This is a genomic window from Psychrobacter proteolyticus (assembly GCF_038155145.1).
Taxonomy (GTDB): domain Bacteria; phylum Pseudomonadota; class Gammaproteobacteria; order Pseudomonadales; family Moraxellaceae; genus Psychrobacter; species Psychrobacter proteolyticus_B.
On sequence record NZ_JBAKAY010000004.1, the window covers coordinates 78,489 to 97,328 of the forward strand.

Annotated in this window: 17 protein-coding genes, 1 tRNA gene and 1 other RNA gene; 6 read left to right on the plus strand and 13 right to left on the minus strand. The window is 43.4% G+C overall.

The window, feature by feature from the left end; all coding sequences use genetic code 11:
• Positions 1 to 11 precede the first annotated feature (11 nt).
• The 10 genes from V6252_RS06280 to coaD all read right to left on the minus strand — a co-directional run bounded on the left by V6252_RS06280 (position 12) and on the right by coaD (position 8,259).
• Positions 12 to 1,784: a polysaccharide biosynthesis/export family protein gene (locus V6252_RS06280; RefSeq protein WP_341609772.1), complete on the minus strand. Its 1,773-nt coding sequence runs from the start codon at positions 1,782 to 1,784 to the stop codon at positions 12 to 14.
• 55 nt (positions 1,785 to 1,839) lie between these two features.
• A complete protein-coding gene (locus V6252_RS06285; protein WP_341609773.1) occupies positions 1,840 to 2,955 on the minus strand; it encodes a capsule biosynthesis protein in 1,116 nt (371 codons plus the stop codon).
• Positions 2,924 to 3,595 (minus strand): ABC transporter ATP-binding protein, encoded by a 672-nt coding sequence (locus tag V6252_RS06290; RefSeq protein WP_341609774.1) that lies wholly within the window; start codon positions 3,593 to 3,595, stop codon positions 2,924 to 2,926. Before V6252_RS06290 ends, V6252_RS06285 begins: the two co-directional genes overlap by 32 nt.
• A gap of 14 nt (positions 3,596 to 3,609) precedes the next feature.
• Positions 3,610 to 4,422 (minus strand): ABC transporter permease, encoded by an 813-nt coding sequence (locus V6252_RS06295; RefSeq protein WP_341609775.1) that lies wholly within the window; start codon positions 4,420 to 4,422, stop codon positions 3,610 to 3,612.
• Between the two features lie 226 nt (positions 4,423 to 4,648).
• Positions 4,649 to 4,725: transfer RNA gene (locus V6252_RS06300), tRNA-Met, on the minus strand.
• 121 nt (positions 4,726 to 4,846) lie between these two features.
• Positions 4,847 to 5,213, minus strand: an RNA gene (gene rnpB / locus V6252_RS06305) — RNase P RNA component class A.
• Between the two features lie 74 nt (positions 5,214 to 5,287).
• Positions 5,288 to 6,004: a dethiobiotin synthase gene (gene bioD / locus V6252_RS06310; protein WP_341609776.1), complete on the minus strand. Its 717-nt coding sequence runs from the start codon at positions 6,002 to 6,004 to the stop codon at positions 5,288 to 5,290.
• A complete protein-coding gene (gene bioA, locus V6252_RS06315) occupies positions 6,001 to 7,341 on the minus strand; it encodes an adenosylmethionine--8-amino-7-oxononanoate transaminase (RefSeq protein ID WP_341609777.1) in 1,341 nt (446 codons plus the stop codon). Before bioA ends, bioD begins: the two co-directional genes overlap by 4 nt.
• 55 nt (positions 7,342 to 7,396) lie before the next feature.
• Positions 7,397 to 7,645, minus strand: a complete 249-nt coding sequence (locus V6252_RS06320; RefSeq protein WP_021814308.1) for a YfhL family 4Fe-4S dicluster ferredoxin — start codon at positions 7,643 to 7,645, stop codon at positions 7,397 to 7,399.
• Positions 7,646 to 7,740: 95 nt separating this feature from the next.
• Positions 7,741 to 8,259: a pantetheine-phosphate adenylyltransferase gene (gene coaD, locus V6252_RS06325; protein ID WP_102078894.1), complete on the minus strand. Its 519-nt coding sequence runs from the start codon at positions 8,257 to 8,259 to the stop codon at positions 7,741 to 7,743.
• A 251-nt stretch (positions 8,260 to 8,510) separates the two neighbouring features.
• On the opposite strand from coaD, the gene smpB reads away from it, so the two are divergent.
• Positions 8,511 to 8,987, plus strand: coding sequence for an SsrA-binding protein SmpB (gene smpB, locus V6252_RS06330; RefSeq protein ID WP_057758370.1), 477 nt, complete (start codon positions 8,511 to 8,513; stop codon positions 8,985 to 8,987).
• Positions 8,988 to 9,166: 179 nt separating this feature from the next.
• Here the strand turns inward: smpB and rarD are convergent, their stop codons facing one another.
• Positions 9,167 to 10,180 carry an EamA family transporter RarD gene (gene rarD / locus V6252_RS06335; RefSeq protein WP_341609778.1) on the minus strand — a complete coding sequence of 338 codons (1,014 nt, stop codon included), beginning with the start codon at positions 10,178 to 10,180 and terminating at the stop codon, positions 9,167 to 9,169.
• Positions 10,181 to 10,422: 242 nt separating this feature from the next.
• Between rarD and V6252_RS06340 the strand changes: the two genes are divergently transcribed.
• Together V6252_RS06340 and V6252_RS06345 are read left to right on the plus strand one after the other, a co-directional pair.
• Positions 10,423 to 10,890 carry an Lrp/AsnC family transcriptional regulator gene (locus tag V6252_RS06340; RefSeq protein ID WP_101204277.1) on the plus strand — a complete coding sequence of 156 codons (468 nt, stop codon included), beginning with the start codon at positions 10,423 to 10,425 and terminating at the stop codon, positions 10,888 to 10,890.
• A gap of 162 nt (positions 10,891 to 11,052) precedes the next feature.
• Positions 11,053 to 11,817, plus strand: a complete 765-nt coding sequence (locus V6252_RS06345) for a hypothetical protein (protein WP_341609779.1) — start codon at positions 11,053 to 11,055, stop codon at positions 11,815 to 11,817.
• A gap of 134 nt (positions 11,818 to 11,951) precedes the next feature.
• Here V6252_RS06345 and V6252_RS06350 read toward each other — a convergent pair whose 3' ends face one another.
• Complete coding sequence (locus V6252_RS06350; protein WP_341609780.1) at positions 11,952 to 12,584, minus strand: hypothetical protein; 633 nt, start codon at positions 12,582 to 12,584, stop codon at positions 11,952 to 11,954.
• Between the two features lie 10 nt (positions 12,585 to 12,594).
• On the minus strand, positions 12,595 to 13,878 hold the full coding sequence (locus V6252_RS06355; protein ID WP_341609913.1) for an ammonium transporter: 1,284 nt from the start codon (positions 13,876 to 13,878) through the stop codon (positions 12,595 to 12,597).
• Between the two features lie 648 nt (positions 13,879 to 14,526).
• Between V6252_RS06355 and V6252_RS06360 the strand changes: the two genes are divergently transcribed.
• The 3 genes from V6252_RS06360 to V6252_RS06370 all read left to right on the plus strand — a co-directional run bounded on the left by V6252_RS06360 (position 14,527) and on the right by V6252_RS06370 (position 18,726).
• Entirely contained in the window at positions 14,527 to 16,986 is a 2,460-nt protein-coding gene (locus tag V6252_RS06360; RefSeq protein WP_341609781.1) for a YgiQ family radical SAM protein, read from the plus strand.
• 329 nt (positions 16,987 to 17,315) lie between these two features.
• A complete protein-coding gene (locus tag V6252_RS06365; protein ID WP_134292608.1) occupies positions 17,316 to 17,726 on the plus strand; it encodes a hypothetical protein in 411 nt (136 codons plus the stop codon).
• A 436-nt stretch (positions 17,727 to 18,162) separates the two neighbouring features.
• A complete protein-coding gene (locus V6252_RS06370; RefSeq protein ID WP_341609782.1) occupies positions 18,163 to 18,726 on the plus strand; it encodes a hypothetical protein in 564 nt (187 codons plus the stop codon).
• The last annotated feature ends 114 nt before the right edge of the window (positions 18,727 to 18,840 follow it).

Below are 18,840 nucleotides of genomic sequence, written 5' to 3' on the forward strand. Positions count from 1 at the left end.
CTGGCTAACCGTTATAGATCTAGAACAACCTTGGCAGCAATTGCTAACTGATAAACAATCTGTGATAGACCGCGCGCAATCTCCACACGCTTAGTTTTAACTTTCGGTAATACCATAATCTCGTCACCCTGCTGGATACGATACGCAGTATTGACCACTTGGCTCGCTCCATTTTGATGAATAATTAAGATATCTTTTGTATCAGCGTTATCAGAGAAACCACCAGAGTTAGCCACATAATCGCCAACGGTGTAGTCTGGATTAAAGGTAAGTGCGCCTTGTGCTCGTACTTGACCATTGACTGTAATGACTGATGTTTGTGCTGGTATCTCAATGATGTCGCCTTGTTGCAGAATAATATCTTGCCATGAATTTGGCACAACAACGATTTGACCATCCGTCTGAACATTGCGAGCTTTGGCAACGAACTGTTTAACCAATGCTGCATCATCTTGACGCAATGCGGCTTCTTCACGAGTCGTTGACTGGGTAGCAAGCGTTAGCTCTTCTAGACGGTCGAGCGACTCGTTAATCATGCGTTTTTGTTGCTCAGCAACAGATTCACGATAGATGGTTAGATGCGTTAATTTTGCCAGCGGACTTGGCTGTAATTGTGGCACGATATCTTTTAGACGCGCACCATATGGCACAACCATTGCGCCATTACCAGTATGTGCACCTTTTACCTGCACAGCGATGGTACCTGCGTAACGATCTGATGTTACTACCATTTGGTCGCCGTTATAGACAGGAACGTTTTGGGCTTCACTTAATGAGTAGTACTCTGCCGTTTGTGCACGTCCTGCACTGCGAGTGATACTGACATTAGTAGCATTGGCTGCTGGATTAGACACTTGCAACACATCACCAATAGTCAGATCATTCACATCAAACTCAAAGGTATATTCGTTTTGAACTTGACCGCTTACCACAAACGTCTTTTTCTGCGGTGCCACGGTGATGACATCACCATCACGGAATGAAAATGCCTGTAATTTACCTGCTAGCAAAAAGTCATATAAATTGACTTGCTGTAGCATTTGACCGTTACGTTTGATTTGGATATCGATATAACTACCGCGTGTTGGGTCAACGCCGCCTGCTCTATCTAAATAAGACAATACCGAGTCTGCTGCTAGACCACCGTAATAGCCCGGCTGTTTAACAAAACCTGTGACGAACACCTTAACTGGCTGCGCCTGCTCTAATGAAGCATAAACCCCTACATTCGAGCGGTAAATACGACTGACAGCATTCTTGACCACGTTTTGTAAGCTGCCATTTTGTACACCAGAGACACGTACTGGCCCAACGTTCGGCAAGAAAATATTACCTTGTGGATCGACGGTCATGGTAGCAGCATACTGGTAAGCGCCCCACATTCTTACTTGGACGTTATCGCCAGGGTTAATCACATAACTGTCATTAAAGGTCGAACCTGAAGTTGTCGAAAATGCTCCACGGAATAATTGCTCACCGAACATCATATCTTGAGTTTTAATATCTTGATAAGGACGTGTGGTATTGATAACTGATTGACTTGGTAAGCTTGCTGCATTGACCGCTTCTTGAGTCGTTGCTTGCCCTGGCACTGCCCCAGAAAATGCTTGGGTAGACACGTTAATATTGCTCTGGTTCTGAGATTGGCTCATGTTATTGTTGCTTGTGCCAAAGCCTGAACCCGATATTTGATCTGCATAACTGCTTGCAGCTGTTGCAGACATACTAGTCGCCGCCATTGCCAAGCTTGTCGCTATCACGATAGAACGTGGTTTCATATTCATGAGTTATATTCCTTTCCTGATCTATCGATCATTACTGATATCTGGTTTTTCAAGATTAGCTACGGTGATCACGGACCACGGCCATTACCAAACGTACAAATCCGTATAGCATTAAGAGCAATGCAAGCGATGTCCAAATAAGATACGCTTGGCGCGGATAAGTTGCATCTTCAGCTTCATAGGGCGTCGAGATCACAATCAAGTTTTTCATTTTCTTGAATGCTTCTAGTCTTGATTTTTCAAGCGATGACAACGACAATTTATACAACTCGGTAGCAAAATCCACATCTGCCTTGATGGTCTCAAACTGTACCGCTTGACGGTTTAATTTGGTTGTATTTGGTGATGTCAATTTGGTTTGTTCTTGAGTGATTTGCTCTTCAACAGCCTTTATCTGGCTTCTTAGTGAAACCACTTGCGGCGCATCTGGATTTAGATAACTGAGTAGCTGACGCTCTTCTGTACGCAATGAGCTTAATTGCGCTTGCAAGCTGCCAATTAACTGATTGACGATTTGCGCATTGGCTTGTGGGTCATAGATTTCGTTTTCATTCTGATAGTTTAATAGCTGCTCTTTGGCATCGTTTAAACGCTCTTCTGATTCGTCTAACTGAGTCTCTGCAAACGCCAATTGATCACGAGCCACTTCTTGTGAAATGCGGTTCACAAAACGCTCAGATTCTCCTAAGATAGCTTTGTTCAGCTCGAAAGCATATTTTGAGTCAAAGCCTTCTGTTGATACCGAAAGCACATAGCTCTGTTCGTCAAGATCAATGTGAACCCGTTTTTTGAAGTATTCGAGCAAATCTTCTTGGGTCGCATCAGGGTCGATTTCATAAATAGGGTCTGAACCATCAACATAGTAAGCTTCACGGAACTTAAACTTATTATCGAGTCGCTTCACCATATCATTTGACAAAATATACTCTGTCAAATAGGTCGCGTCTTCTTTACTGGTACTATTTACGCCCAATAGAGCTGATAGTCCACCACCAGATGGTACGCTCGAATCACTGACTTGCTTCACTACCACGTCAGCAGTCGAAACGAAACGCGGATGCGCCAGTGTCATTACATAGTATATAACGAGTAACCAAGGAAGAATGACCAAGCCGATAAACAGCGAGAAGTTAATTATCTTACTTTTTTGCTTTGTGGATATGCTTTTCATAAACCTCAATCGCTTCTGTTGTATCGTCAAACACGTGTGCTGTTTGATCCATTAGTACAATACCAATATCGCAGTTTCGTTTGATATCGCCAATATTGTGCGACACTATTAAAAATCCTGCTTGTGCGCGGCGGGCCGCTAAAATCTCTTCACTACGCTTACGGAATGCTGCATCACCAACAGCACCCGCTTCATCGAGCATATAGTAATCAAAATCAAAGGCCAAGCTTAAACCGAACGTTAAGCGGGCTCTCATTCCTGATGAATAGCTTTTTACTGGCATATCAAAGTAATTACCAATGTCAGCAAACTCTTCGACAAAACGAATTTTTTCATCAATATAAGGGCCGCTCGAATATAAGCGGCAAACAAATCGGACATTTTGACGACCTGTTAGGCTACCTTGAAAGCCACCTGCGACCCCGACAGGCCAAGAAATAGTCGAGTTGGTAATAATCTCTCCATGATCTGGCTTATCTAGTCCACATATAATGCGTAACAGTGTTGATTTCCCAGCACCATTACGACCAAGCAAGCCCACACTTTTTTTATCACCAATAGTCAGATTCAAATCTTTGAATAGATAATGCCGACCTTTTTTGGTCATAAATGATTTAGAGACGTTCCTAATTTCAATCATTCATTTACCTGCTATTACTTCGAACGAATAAGGTCTTTTTCGACTGCTTTATACATCAATAAACCTAGAAAATTAACACCTACCATCCACTTTAAAAAATATCCTATATCAATATGATATGCAGGATAAGTAGGAGATAGTGCATTTCTCATTAGCTCAATATTATGGACAAATGGAATATATAACAAATAAGTTAGATATGGCTCAGGAATAATATGAATGGAATACATAATTCCAGATACAAAGTATAAAATAGTAAAAATTAAGCCAATAACTTTGCTAATTTCACCACCATAATAACCAACCACCATCATTATCATTGCTAGCCCAAAACCAAATATAAACAGGGTTAGCCAGCAAAATAACACCACGTGAAGATTAGCAAAACTAATAGGAATACCGATAAAAGCCAGTATGGTTAGTAATAGTACAAATGTAAAAAAGTAAATCACTAACTCTAGAAATGAACGTGCAATAATGACATCAATATGACGTACCGAACGGTACATTAGAAGTCCTTGATTGGCTTCTACTGCCCCTAGTGATCGTGTTGCTATTGTACTCATCATACGAAATGGTACTAAACCTGCAACCAAAAATAGCATGTAATCCATTCCAGGCAACACACGAGTCATGATAGCGCCAAATATTATTAGGTAAATGGCAACTTGAAACATGATTTCTAAAGGCGCCCAAAGGTAGCCTAAACGATATCCACCAAAGCGAGTCTGTAGCTCGCGCATGATCAGTGCATGAAATGCTGCACCCATGACTTTAAGGCCACTGCGATGCTTGATAGGACGATAAGGAGGTAGTTGTACAGACATGGCGTTACAGGACTTTACCGAAAACAGCCCCTATGATAAGTAAGCGCGACATAAGTTACAAGAATTAATCTGTACATATCCTGATAAACCTATGATTTAGTAAGAAATCTGTAAGTAAATCACACTTAAAAATCTATGTATCAATTGCTTCTAGTTTATAAAACCATTTATTTTGGGCAAAAAAAAACCAATCTCAATAGATTGGTTTCTTTAGTACTGCTATATATGGTGGCGATGAAGAGACTTGAACTCTTGACCTCACGATTATGAGTCATGCGCTCTAACCAGCTGAGCTACATCGCCGTTTTAGGCTGCACATTATGCCCAAGCTATTGACTGTCGTCAACCCCTAATAAGCATTTTTTGCAAAAAAACGAATTTAATTCAGATTAATTGCAACTATTACTACAACAAACAATAAAAAAGGTTTGGTAAACCGATAAGCCGGGTTCTGTCGTGGACGATCATTCCTCTAGGCGTATCATCGCTAATACGCTCAAGCAACCTACCCGCATCGAACGCGGGCCGCGCCATGCCGATGCCTATTTGGTCTTGCTACGCGTGGAGTTTACCATGCCGTGAACTGTTGCCAGCCACGCGGTGCGCTCTTACCGCACCCTTTCACCCTTACCGATAATATCCTAAGATACTAAAGGCGGTCTACTCTCTGCTGCACTGGTCGTCAAGTTACCCTGCCCAGCCGTTAGCTGGCACGCTGCCCTATGTAGCCCGGACTTTCCTCCCCTGCTCATCTGTTGCCAGTGTGCAGCGGCGATCGCCTAGTCTACCAAGCGCGCTAGTATAGCAAACTTATGACTGCCTGCGCATGTCTTTTGGATTTATTTTTAAGGAAAACACAAATAAGCTAAACAAAATTTTCTGGCAGTGTTTCAATATTACCGACCACATTACCTTTTAGATATGGAATCTGTAACCAATGCGCTTTGGGATAATGATTGTCCAAATATTTTCGTAGAAACTCAATAGTGCTATTTGCGATCTCAGTATCCGTTTGCTCAGCATCATCATGAATATGATTATAAATTACGCTATGTACCATCAATCCGCGCGATTTTATAGCTTCTAAACTCAGCAACGTATGATTGATGCTGCCCAATCGACCAGAGGTGACCAAAATAACTGGATTGCCTTGCTCGGCAATATAATCTAATATCAGTAGATTCTCTGTGATCGGTACAAGTAAGCCACCTGCACCTTCTAGTAGTACCAGCTCATACTCAGATTGCAGTCGCTTAGTAGCATTGGTAATCATATCAGGATCAAGTGTTTCCCCTGATAATTTAGTAGCCAAATGAGGAGACGCAGGCTTTTTATAACGATGAGCACAAGTCGTAAAATCGAGGTCACATTGCTGCAGAGGTATGTCCATTAATTGACGATGAATGATGATATCATCAGCGATATTCATCTCACCATTACTTGGATTAATCGATACACCCGTTTGTACCAGCTTTTGAGTGATGACACTCACACCTTGTTGCATAAGTGCTTTGGCAAGTAGTCCAGTGGCATAGGTTTTACCAATATCGGTATCGATACCAGAAACAAATAGAACACTCATGGTTGACCTCGGTTTTCTAAATACGTATGCACTACTTTTAACAGTGATTGGCATAAGGTAGTCAGCTCATCATCAGTAATCACGTAGGGTGGCATAATATACACCAGCTTACCAAATGGTCTGACCCAGATACCGTTATCAATCAGTAAAGACTGAAATACAGGCATATCAACCGCTTCATGCAGCTCAATTACAGCGACCGCACCCAAGCAGCGCACTTCAGCAACGCCTTCTAATAACGCGGCTGGTGCTAGCTGCTGCTCCATAATGCGTTGCATATTTGCGGTACGCGCTTCAATATCATAAGACATAATCAAATCAATCGATGCACACGCAACTGCACAAGCCAGTGGATTGCCCATAAAAGTTGGGCCATGCATCAGCGCTGGATAGTCACTATTATGGATGGTATCGGCAATTTTGCGGGTACATAGCGTTGCAGCAAAAGTCATATAGCCACCTGTCAGCGCCTTGCCAATGGTCATGATATTAGGGCTGATAGCTGCATGCTCACACGCAAATAATTTACCACTACGCCCAAACCCAGTAGCGATTTCATCCGCAATCAATAGTACATCATGCTCATCACACAGTTGACGCAGCAATTGCAGATATTCAGGACTATAAAAACGCATCCCGCCTGCGCCCTGAATAATCGGCTCAATGATAAAACCCGCCAGCTGCTCACCATACTCAACAAAAAACTGAGCTAATGATTCACGCTCATCTACTGTCAATGCGCGATCAAAGCCAAGTGGCGGCGCAGGGACGAAATGCTGCATCGGTAACTGTTTGCCATATAAGCTGTGCATACCATTGACCGGATCGCAGACACTCATGGCGTGCCACGTGTCTCCATAATACCCTGAATGGGTTGATGCAAACTGCTGCTTGTTTGGACGCTTGGCAGCCACTTGATATTGCAGCGCCATTTTCAGTGCCACTTCTACCGCGATACTGCCACTGTCCGCATAAAAAATCGCATCGAGACTAGCAGGTACAATGTCGAGCAGTTTTTTGCCCAAATCTATCGCTGGCTGATGAGTCAATCCACCAAACATGACATGCGCCATTTTACCCAATTGCTGGGTCAGTGCGTCATTCAATTTTGGATGGTTATAACCATGAACGCTCGCCCACCATGACGACATACCATCGATCAGGCGCGTGCCATCTTCGGTGATGATATAAATACCTTCAGCGCGATCGATTACGATATTAGAATAAGTGGGTGGCAGGCTAGCATAAGGATGCCAAAGGTGTTGCTGATCGAAGTCATTTACGACTTGGATGGATTGCGTGGTTGTTGTTTGCGTGGTTACTTTTTCCATGGTCATTGTGTTGTCCCTAAAACGTTGTAAATCCAAACGTCATCAATCGCTTATAAGTACTCTATTGACCCGTAATACGTTTGTATTTAGACAGCAGGTCGCTTTCAGTCTCGACATGATTGGGATCGTGAGGAATACAGTCAACTGGACAAATCACAACGCATTGTGGCTCGTCAAAATGTCCAACACATTCTGTACATAGATCAGGGTCGATGACATAGATATCATCCCCTTCTGAGATGGCTTCATTGGGGCAAGCAGGCTCGCACACATCACAGTTGATGCACTCATCAGTGATTAATAGTGCCATGAACTGTTCCTTATATTTTTGCTTATATCAGTCCTATATGGCTGCTCCTTACTGTTTTAGCAAGTGCTAGCAGCATATCTTTGATACAGCATCTTTTATTTGATATTTAACTTTTTGTCGAATGCTTGCAAAACACAGGGTGGAACGAATTTATTGACGTCACCGCCAAGCTTAGCAATTTCGCGAATCATGGTAGATGAAATAAATGAGTAGTTTTGAGAGGGGGTCAAAAATACCGCCTCAAAGTTTTCATCAAGCTCACGATTCATATTGGCTAGCTGAAACTCATACTCAAAATCTGACATCGCTCGCAAGCCACGTAAAACTGCCGTGGCGTTTTTTTCACGCATAAAGTCAACAAGCAGCCCTTCAAAACCAATTACAGATACTTGCGGTAAATCTGCAAATACGGTTTCGACCAAAGCAACGCGCTCTTCAAAATTGAACAAGGGTTTTTTATGATGGCCTGAGGCAACCGCGATAACGACCTCATCAAATAGCTTGACGGCGCGTGTGACCAAATCTACATGACCATTGGTAATAGGATCAAAGGTACCAGGGTATAGAATTTTGGTATGTAGCTTTGAGGAATTGGGAGAAATAGAGTGGCTCATAGCATGACTGATATAATCGGTGATATTAGGCCATATGCTAGCAAATTTTGCTCAAACTTAATACTTATCTGCTACATTTGTCCTAACAGCTGATTTACCTTTTCATCAGAGGCTTTGATACAATAGGCAGTTCGACTCATCCATCTCATAATCGAAATAAAAAACAAGACCAGTTATTGGATTAGGATGAGGAATTAGTGGGACTGATTAAATAAGGAGCCTGTGTTTTAGGTCATCCTTATGGAGAAATTATGTCAAAAAAATCAAAAAAGCCAGATAATCAGATTTGCGCCAATAAAAAGGCGCGTCATGAGTATTTTATCGAAGAAACCTTTGAGGCAGGGCTGGCATTACAAGGTTGGGAAGTCAAAGCCATTCGCGCAGGAAAAATGACGATTACTGAAGCGTACGTCATATTCCGCAATAACGAAGCCTTTCTGTTTGGGGCACACATTCAGCCATTGTTATCGAGCTCAACGCACGTTAGCCCAGACAGTATTCGTACCCGTAAACTGCTGCTGAACCGTCGTGAAATCGAGAAACTATCTGGGGCAATCAACCAGAAAGGTTACGCTTGCGTACCGCTGTCTTGCTACTGGAAAAACTCACTGGTGAAATGCCAAATTGGCCTAGCATTGGGTAAAAAGCAGCATGATAAACGTAAAACGCTAAAAGATCGTGACTGGGAACGTGATAAGCAGCGCGGTTTCAAACAGCATTTAGATTAAGCGTTATTTAATCTATGTCAAAAAGGACGGCTCAATATTTACTGAGCCGTCCTTTTTGTTGTCTATCACATTTTATAAAAATCATTTTAAACGTTAGTTGGCAAAAATAGGCTTTGTAAAGTAGTAGTTTTATAAAATAGAAACCTTTATAACATCTAGCCAGTGGCCTTCTATGCCACTTACTCTTCTAAAGACGATGCTGTCTTTCTACTAGCCTGACGCAATTGCCTAACACCATGAGCAATCAAACACGCAATACCTAACCAAATCAGACCGTAGCTATAAATCATCGCTGACTCAAATGGGTTACCTAGTACGGTCACTGCCAAAATAAATAGCAACGCAGGTTCCAAATAGCTCATCATGCCATAGACGTTGACTGGTAGCATTTGACTGGCGTCAATATTGGTCTTCATCGCCAAGACACTGAGCACACCCAAACCTACTAGCATCATGATAAAGAAACCAGAGCCGCTAACTAGCGCCAAACTACTTGGGGCAAAGAAGAACAAGTAAGCCAGCGCAAAAGGCGCAAATATCGTTAAATCAACCAATAACCCAGTTACTGCGCCAATTCCCTGCAGTCGGCGTAAAATGTAGTAAACGGGATACGTACCGCATACCCATAGCGTCGCCCAAGAGACACTTTGCGTACGGATAACTTCACTACCCACGCCCAATGCAGCAAAGGCCACTGCCAACCATTGCAAACGGCTTAGTTTTTCTCCAAAGAGGACACAACCAAACACTACCATCATTAACGGGAATAAGAAGTATCCCATTGCGGTTTGCACACCTTGTCCATTAACTGGCGCCCACATAAATAACCAAAACTGGCTGAGAAATATCGGTGTAGGTAATAGCAGCCACGCCCACTGTTTAGCGCCTTTTAACACTTTTAATTTATCAATGTGCAGTCCCAGACGTCCACTGACCATTAAGTATCCGACCAACGCTGCCCACATCGCGAGCATGCGCCATATAAAAACCTGCGTCCCTGATAATGGCGACAAAAAACTGCTATAGGCATAGAGTACGCCAAATAGCACATTGGACAATATGGCAAAAGACACCCCTAATATCAGAGTGCGTTGTTGTGCGCTACCTGTCGTCCAAATCGCAGGTAGTGGCAAACGTGCAGCAGTCGTTGCTAGCGTATTAGCGAATACATTGGAGAGCATTGAGATAGACATGATAAGCACCGTAGATATTAATAGATGGTAGAAAACCAATAGGTAGCTCTTTTTTTGAAGTAGCTCTGATTGGTACGGTCTATTTTACTAGGGTGCTTTGATATATTATCTCTATATAGACGTATTTATGAATAATATTATCAAAGTAATATCATATAAATAGCTATTTTCTTATATTAAAATTTTTAGTGATAATATTTATAAAAAGCGATAGAAAACTCTGCTATTAAGGATGTCCTGATATGAGCCATACTTTAGATAATATTGATAAAGCTATTTTAAATTTGCTGCAAGATGATGCGACATTACCGCTTAAAACTGTCGCAGAGCGAGTGCATGTATCCATTGCGACGGCGCAGCGGCGTATACAAGCGCTCATAGATAGTGACGTGATTACCAAACAAGTAGCCATCGTCAATCCTGACAAAGTGGGCTATGGCCTGACAGCAGTGGTAATGATAGAAATGGAGCGCTCTAACACTTCAATGCAACATCGATTTGAGCGCCTGATGGACGCGCAATCGCGAATCATGAGCTGCTATGAAGTATCAGGTGATTTTGATTTTATGCTCATGGTCAATGCAAAGAATATGAGCGACTATCATCAGTTCACGCGCAGCTTACTGACTTACGAAAATAATGTGCGCAATTTCAAAAGCCAGTTTGTGATGAACTTTACCAAGAGTGGAACCAAAATCACGCTAGATTAATTATAATTAATCCGTCTAAGCTGAAGTTGCCTACCCTATGACAATGGGTGATGAGTGACTAAATTGCCTCTAACCCCTGTACGATATCACCAAATATCTGATGGAAATTAAACTCTAATCAACCATTTCGTAAGCCTATTTTTTGGACAAGGAAGCCTAATCATGACTGACCATACAAACGCTGCTAAGAAGAATATGAAAGCGTCACTAAAACCATTAAACCTAAAACCGTTAAATTCAAAAAAGATAATAGCAGGCGCTCTGTTTGCTACGGTACTCGTCAGCTCAGGCTGTGCGACTAGCTCATTGTTAGACAATAGCGGACATGTCACTACCAGCACGACGAAGCAAGTCCTGTCTGAAGATCAAATTGTTGCTTTTGGTCGTCCTGCTCAGGCGTTACCAAAAATGCCAAACGCGTCGATGGTTATCGTAGGAGAGAAGAACAGCTACGTCCTCACCCAAGGTGGGACAGAGATGGTGAACTTACTGAGTAACCTCACGCAAAAAAATATTCAAGTGGATAACGACATGAGCTTTCATGTACCCAATAATGATGGGTACTTCCAAGGTGAAATGAAACTGTCTTATGCCAAATTAAAAGATGAGTTTGGGCGCTCAGATTATCAGTTCTTTTTGCAAAATAACGGTAAAGAGTGCACCTCAGCGAGTGATCAACGTATCAATGCTCAGCGCTTTTGTTTTAACGTTCCTGTCAAAGGCGCTATCTATCCGCAAGTTAGTAATTTGGGTTTGATTCAGTCAAACTATCGCGCACTGACCAAGCCATATACGGTGAGCTTCTATACACAGACTCAGCAAGATGTCGTCACTCGTAGCGGTCCAAATGGCGCACAAAAACTGGTCTTGCTCCCCTTTGCCCTCGCCTTTGACGTGGTTACTTTCCCACTTCAGCTATTAGATTAGATCGTTAAACTACTAGACCGCTCATCGTCTAGTATTAAGGTACGTTATGAAAGCTACGTTATAAAAGCCCTTTTATATAAGGCACGTTATCGAAAGGTATTCCATTCTCAATCGTAACGTGCCCACTCAACATTTTAGAATAACTTTTCAACCAATGTTTTCGGGTAGTTTTGTTTTGCCTTCTCTGCCGCTCGAAACATCATCTCATCTGCTTCGACAGGGCCTGCAACATCGCATAAGCATACATAAGCCAGCTGCATCAAATTATTTAACAGGTGCTCATTATCAGGTACAGACGGGCGATTGCCTTCTAAAAACTGACTGATGTTAAGACTATGCCCTTTGAAGGTGCGCTCTTGCGAAACAGTTTGGTGCATGGTCAGAAATAGGTTGCGACTTTCTGTTTCTGATAGCTGACTGCGCAGCGCTTCCATGACAGTATAAAATGCCAAAACCAACTCAGAGACAGGGACTGACGCTTTGACTGTTTCATTATGGCTATTGTGACTGTCAGCCTTGACTGTCTGCTGACTCCCCGCTTGCAACGTAGCCCAAAAACCTTTCCTAATATCAGACTTATAAGCTTGCAGCTCAGGATAGCGCCGTGTCGCGTCCAAGACGCACTGCTGCATCATTTTTACAGAGACAGTCGAGTATCGCTGCCACTGTGATTTAAGCAGTCGCACCTCTTCAGGATGTAGATAATCGGCAAGCACTTCTGCCATCGCAGTCACAGCTTGGTCTACGGATTGAGTATCAATATTCATCAGCTCTCTCCTATAAATGCCGCTCAGTTAAACTCTTGGAATCAAACATTTGCTTCTGAAACTCAGGGTAACCAAGCTCTGCATGCTCAGTATAATCAAGGCCGCGCTGCTCATGTAAGCGGCTGGCTTTTAACCCGAAGCTTAGATCGATAAGCTTATACATCACTAACCCCAATCCCAGTCCCCAACCTAACGCCACGCCGACGCCCAGCGCTTGTACACCAAGACGCGATAAGTTAAACAAATCTCCTGTATAAAACAATCCTGCTGCGAGCGTACCCCATGCACCGCCAAAGCCATGTACTGCCACTGCCGAGACCACATCGTCTACTTTGAATTTTAATAACGCTTGCGATGATAAGATATAAACCACGGAAGCGACCGCACCAATAATAATGGCAAAGACAGGCGTCGTGGTCGCGCAACCTGCGGTAATCGATACGAGACCAATCAAGCTGGCATTGACACTATCGCTCAGTAAAATGGCTTTGTTGAGCGATCGGGAGATAAGCATATAACTCACCACCGCACTGACTGCAGCGACAAAAGTATTGACTGCGATTAGACCAATATTGCCAGTGATAGACAATGTCGATCCAGCATTGAAGCCGAACCAGCCGAACCATAAGATAAATCCGCCAAGCGCTAGCAACGTCATGTTATGCCCTGCGATGAGTCTTGGCGTGCCATCAGGTGCAAAGCGGCCTAGCCTTGGGCCAATGACCAAAATACCTGCCAATGCCAACCAGCCACCGATAGAATGCACGACGGTAGACCCAGCAAAATCAATAAAACCAAGCTCAGCTAGCCAACCTGTACCGCCGAAATATCCGCCCCACACCCAACTGGCGAATACAGGATAGATAAACAAACAAATCAAACAGGCGGCGACTGCATAGCCGATGAACGAGACGCGCTCTGCCATCGCACCACTCGCAATCGTCACCGCTGTCGCTGCAAACATCATCTGAAAGAACATGAGTGCCCAGTCCATATTAGAAAGCGCTGTTGGCATAAAATGGTCTGTACCGACAAAGCCTGAGTGATTGGTACCCATCATCAGCCCAAAGCCAACCAAGTAGAACGCTAGACCGCCGATACACATGTCAGTGTAATTTTTCATCATCACGTTTACCGCATTTTTCGCGCGTACTGATCCACTCTCCAGTAGCGCAAAACCTGCCTGCATAAAGAACACCAATACCCCGCCCCAGATAATCCAAGCGATATTTTGATATTCGAGCAGCTGTGCCACGGTCAATGTGTCGGCCTCAGCAGCTTGGGCGCTACCCATTGCTGCAAACAATACTGTACTTAGCACCAGCCTATTACTTAGCGATAGTTTTGATGATTGTAATAGTTTTAATAATGTCTTTATCGTGTCCAGTCCACCAGATGATGTTCTCATTTTATCTCCAAACACTTATCTATCCGTTCAAATTTTATCGGTGCACTATTTTTACTCATTAATGCACACAAATAAGCCCTAATAAGGGTGGAGCAAAACCTGTGCCAAAACCTATTATTAGAAATTAAAGAAACTTATCAATATGAGAAAACAAATGACCAGTATTAGCCAAGTCGGTATTTTGACTATTACGTTTGCGAGAATGTAGCTATAAATTGAACTAGGGTAGAGATTAATTATTAAAAGGAAGTTTTATAGAGCTAATAATGACCTATATAAAATTAGGGATGAAACTAATAGCGTGACAGTTATAGCTAAGCTATTTTTACTATTATCTTGTTGCGCTAGCAGCTTACTTTGCATGAGCAGTTTATCTCACGCTATCAATAACTTATCGGCAATCGCCCCTCATAGAATAGGTCGCATAGTGAAGGCGATTCATGTTAAAATGAGCGCTTTTAAATTCGCCTTTATTATCATTGGGTAATAAGGGCTGTATTTTTAGTGCCATTTTTCTAATTAACAGGTCCGCCCATGTCTGCCGATACCATCGCCCGCACTGCCTTTAAACAAGGCACCAAGCCACTTTATGATTATGACAAACACTGGGCGAGCTGCTACGAGCCGGCGCCTTATCTGCCGATGAGCCGCAAAGAGATGGACGATCTGGGCTGGGATGCTTGTGACGTCATCATCATCTCAGGTGATGCCTATGTCGATCATCCAAGCTTTGGTATGGCCATCATCGGTCGTCTATTAGAGTCGCAAGGCTTCCGTGTTGGTATCATCGCTCAGCCAGATTGGAAGAGCAAAGACGCTTTTATGGAATTGGGCAAACCTGTCTATGCTTACGGCGTGACCGCGGGCAACATGGACAGCATGATCAACCGCTATACTGCCGATCGCAAAATCCGTAGCGATGACGCTTATTCTCCGGGCAACGTGGCAAACAAACGCCCTGACCGCGCAGCTATCGTCTATAGCCAGCGTTGCCGTGAAGCCTATCCTGATGTGCCTATTATCTTGGGCGGTATCGAAGGTAGCTTACGTCGTATCGCTCATTATGATTATTGGTCAGACAAAGTACGCCGTAGTATCTTGCTGGATGCGCGTGCTGATGTCTTACTATATGGTAATGCTGAGCGTGCGATCGTCGATGTAGTACATGGTCTGTCTAAAGGCTATAGCTTTGAGCAAATGAGCAAACTGCGTGGTACGGCTTACTTATTGACCCCGACTCGTCGTCATTGGCAAGAAGATATGACTGAGGTCGCGAGTAATGATGTCGATACCGTTGGCCGTGTCGATCCAATCATCAACCCTTATGTGATGACTGAAGACGTTGATAGCTGTTCAATTGAGCAGAACAAACCATCGGACTCGCCTGTTGGCCAAGCTATGTCATCGATGTCATCGCAATATCAGGGTTTTGTCGCAGAACCAGTTGCCAATAAAGTTATCAACGCTGAACAAGTCGATGAAGAGACGCAAGTGGTACAAATGCGCGGCTTTGATAAGCCAATGACCGCACGTAAGCATAAGCTAAAAATGCCACCACGCGAAAAGACAGTGATTCGTCTGCCTGACTACGAGCACGTCAAATCTGACCCTGTGCTTTATGCTCATGCAAGTCGTATCCTGCATCTAGAAACCAATCCAGGTAACGCCCGTGCGCTTGTACAGCGTCATAGTAGCGGTGCTGGTAACTCGCATACCTCTATCGACGTTTGGCTCAATCCGCCACCAGTGCCACTCTCAACTGAAGAGATGGATTATGTGTTTGACTTGCCGTATGCACGCCTGCCGCATCCAAGCTATGGCGATGCGCGCATCCCTGCTTATGACATGATTAAGTTTTCGGTCAATATCATGCGTGGCTGTTTTGGTGGTTGTACTTTCTGCTCGATCACTGAGCATGAAGGCCGCATTATCCAAAGCCGTTCAGAAGACTCAATCTTGCGCGAAGTAGAAGCGATTCGTGATACTGCCCCGAACTTTACTGGTGTGATATCTGACCTTGGTGGCCCGACTGCCAATATGTATCGCCTCAGCTGTAAAGACGAGACCATTGAGAAGAACTGCCGTAAGCCGTCTTGTGTCTATCCTGACGTCTGCGAAAACCTGATTACCGATCATAGTAATTTGACCAAGCTATATCGCAAAGCCCGTGATATAAAAGGCGTGAAAAAGATCCTGATTGCTTCAGGCTTACGTTATGACTTGGCAGTAAAAGATCCTGAATATGTGAAAGAGTTGGTCAGTCATCACGTCGGTGGTTACCTCAAGATTGCGCCTGAGCACTCTGAAGAAGGCGTGCTATCGAAGATGATGAAGCCGGGCATGGGCAGCTATGATCAATTCAAAGCCATGTTTGAACAGTTCAGCCAAGAAGCGGGCAAAGAGCAATATCTGATTCCTTACTTCATCGCCGCCCATCCGGGTACCAAAGATGAAGATATGATGAACCTTGCGCTTTGGCTCAAAAGTAATGGCTACCGTGCTGACCAAGTACAGGCGTTTTATCCAAGCCCAATGGCGACCGCGACTACCATGTATCACACGCACAAAGACCCACTACATAAGGTCAGCCGTGATGAAGGTGACATGGATATCGTCAAGTCTGGTAAGCAGCGCAAACTGCATAAAGCGTTCTTGCGCTATCATGATCCAAAAAACTGGGTATTACTACGTAAAGCGCTACAAGACATGGGTCGTAGTGACTTGATTGGTAAAAATCGTGGTTGCTTGATTCCACCATTTAACGCCAGTTTAGAAGGGCGTGATGCCGCGCAAGATACTTATCAGTCAGCACGCAAAAAGAATAGCCGTGTTGGCAATGACTCAGTGAAGCGTAGTAATGGCTCGTCAAACAACAGTGCTTCAGCTAAAGGTGCAGCAGGTAAAAATACTGTCGGTAAAAACAGTAAGAAAAAAGTCAGCAAAGGCAATTTCCAGACTCAGCATACTGGTCTACCACCACGTAAAACCAAGTAGTATTCATAGCAAATAGTGTTCATAGTATAAAAATGCATGCTCAATATAGAGCGTGTTAAGTAAAACAAAAAATCGCCTATCAGCCACTCGTTGATAGGCGTTTTTTTATGCGCTAAGTTTATAGTCACAGATTTCATAATTAATCCGGCTTACTTTTCACCATGTCTCAGATTACAAGTTACATTAGACAGCGGTTGGGTAACGAAGCTAACAGGTAACGAACAATTTCTAACATTGAAATGGTTCGTTTTCGCTACTATAACCCTCATATGCTAAACGCATCATTAAGAACAAGTAAATGACATCAGCGAAAAGCTTTGGAGAGCACTATGAAAATGATAACTAAAATTGCGACTACCCTACCAGTCCTTGCCCTATTGAGCGCTTGTGCCACTACCGCACCAACTACCCCAGATGCAACTGATACGCCAGTTCCAGAGAAAGTAACCGCTGCCTATGATCGTATGGCACCAGCACCATACACCTGTACCGATGACAGCAAAATCATGGCAAAGCAATCTATCAACAAAGAACAAGTGATGCTCAACGCTACCCTACCAAAAGTAAAATGGGCCGAGCAGCCAATCATCCTAAACGGTAAAGTGAAAGGCGAAGTCGCAAGCTATGTGAATGACTCAAACCCAGAAGTCGTCTATGCATGGCACATGAAAGGTGACAAAGGTATCTTTGCGATGAAATGGGCTGACGGTAAAGAATACCAAGTAAACTGCCAAATCTAATCAATTAAAGATAAGCTCATATCGTAATAGACAAATAGTCGCAACAGAAAAAAAGCAGTCATTAAATAGTGGCTGCTTTTTTATGCGTGTTCGTTTGATACGTGCATAAAGACGGCTATAAAAACCAGTCTCAAATAGACGGTTTTATAGTCAGTTCAATATAATTTCGATACAAGGAAACCGAGTGCAAGTTATACATTAGTATGCTTAGCGAGGATGACGATGTAGCGGATTTATATAGACTTGACTATATAGTTGATTCAATTTAAGAGTAGTATAAGGCAGCCGAGCGCAGATATAACTGTGATACTGCAAGCGAGGTTAACTTTGTCATTCTTTTATAGAGGATTAGACTATATCAAAACTTACCATCTGATGTATTTCGCTAGAGAAGCACAAAGAAAGCTGTCAAAATAGCAGATAGAGCAAATCAATTATGACCAACAATCAAAAGGGTAACTCGATGGCAAAGCGTCTCATAAGTATGATGGTAATTGCAACGGCAAGCATGTGGGCGCTGACAGGCTGCGATAACGCTACCGATTCTGTCGATGCCACTGAGCAAACTGCGGAGACAGCAGCAGATCCATCTGCACCAGCAGCCGACACCATCGACTGGTCACTGGTAGATAGCGGTGAAAAGCCTGCTGACCCTACCAACTATAAGTATCCATTTGCCATCGATAGTCAAAACGTCCGAGACTATGCAGATTACTTCAAAGTGGACGCCGCGACCGCTCAGCACAATCTGACAGTGAGCATGGCAAGTAACGAAGCACTATCGAAAGCATTAGATCAACTCAGCGAAACCTATGTCTCACATGAGCTAACCGATGGCAATGAGATGACGCTTATCATCCATACCACGCCTGATGTCGCTGCCAGTCGCTATGACTATGTACTGTCTGATGACTTTGCTAAAGGGTTAGTATTACCTATCGTGATTCAGCCAGATGGTAAGAAAGGTGATGCAAAAGCACATAGTGAGATGGTGGAGTAATTTCATTTGTAGAGTGCGCTGGGCACACCCTACTCAAAAATGTGCAAAATGCTTACTCTGGCGCGAATGAATAAAGTAACCGTAACTCTCTACTAAAGCAAAAGACGAAAACTG

Excerpts from the sequence above, each read along its gene's own strand:
- V6252_RS06345 (WP_341609779.1), top strand. The coding sequence starts at position 11,053 with ATGACTGACCATACAAACGCTGCTAAGAAGAATATGAAAGCGTCACTA.
- V6252_RS06295 (WP_341609775.1), bottom strand. The coding sequence starts at position 4,422 with ATGTCTGTACAACTACCTCCTTATCGTCCTATCAAGCATCGCAGTGGC.
- rarD (WP_341609778.1), bottom strand. The coding sequence starts at position 10,180 with ATGTCTATCTCAATGCTCTCCAATGTATTCGCTAATACGCTAGCAACG.
- V6252_RS06365 (WP_134292608.1), top strand. The coding sequence starts at position 17,316 with ATGAAAATGATAACTAAAATTGCGACTACCCTACCAGTCCTTGCCCTA.
- bioA (WP_341609777.1), bottom strand. The coding sequence starts at position 7,341 with ATGACCATGGAAAAAGTAACCACGCAAACAACAACCACGCAATCCATC.
- V6252_RS06370 (WP_341609782.1), top strand. The coding sequence starts at position 18,163 with ATGACCAACAATCAAAAGGGTAACTCGATGGCAAAGCGTCTCATAAGT.
- V6252_RS06340 (WP_101204277.1), top strand. The coding sequence starts at position 10,423 with ATGAGCCATACTTTAGATAATATTGATAAAGCTATTTTAAATTTGCTG.
- bioD (WP_341609776.1), bottom strand. The coding sequence starts at position 6,004 with ATGAGTGTTCTATTTGTTTCTGGTATCGATACCGATATTGGTAAAACC.
- coaD (WP_102078894.1), bottom strand. The coding sequence starts at position 8,259 with ATGAGCCACTCTATTTCTCCCAATTCCTCAAAGCTACATACCAAAATT.
- V6252_RS06350 (WP_341609780.1), bottom strand. The coding sequence starts at position 12,584 with ATGAATATTGATACTCAATCCGTAGACCAAGCTGTGACTGCGATGGCA.
- V6252_RS06285 (WP_341609773.1), bottom strand. The coding sequence starts at position 2,955 with ATGAAAAGCATATCCACAAAGCAAAAAAGTAAGATAATTAACTTCTCG.
- V6252_RS06360 (WP_341609781.1), top strand. The coding sequence starts at position 14,527 with ATGTCTGCCGATACCATCGCCCGCACTGCCTTTAAACAAGGCACCAAG.
- V6252_RS06280 (WP_341609772.1), bottom strand. The coding sequence starts at position 1,784 with ATGAATATGAAACCACGTTCTATCGTGATAGCGACAAGCTTGGCAATG.
- V6252_RS06290 (WP_341609774.1), bottom strand. The coding sequence starts at position 3,595 with ATGATTGAAATTAGGAACGTCTCTAAATCATTTATGACCAAAAAAGGT.
- V6252_RS06355 (WP_341609913.1), bottom strand. The coding sequence starts at position 13,878 with ATGGGTAGCGCCCAAGCTGCTGAGGCCGACACATTGACCGTGGCACAG.
- smpB (WP_057758370.1), top strand. The coding sequence starts at position 8,511 with ATGTCAAAAAAATCAAAAAAGCCAGATAATCAGATTTGCGCCAATAAA.
- V6252_RS06320 (WP_021814308.1), bottom strand. The coding sequence starts at position 7,645 with ATGGCACTATTAATCACTGATGAGTGCATCAACTGTGATGTGTGCGAG.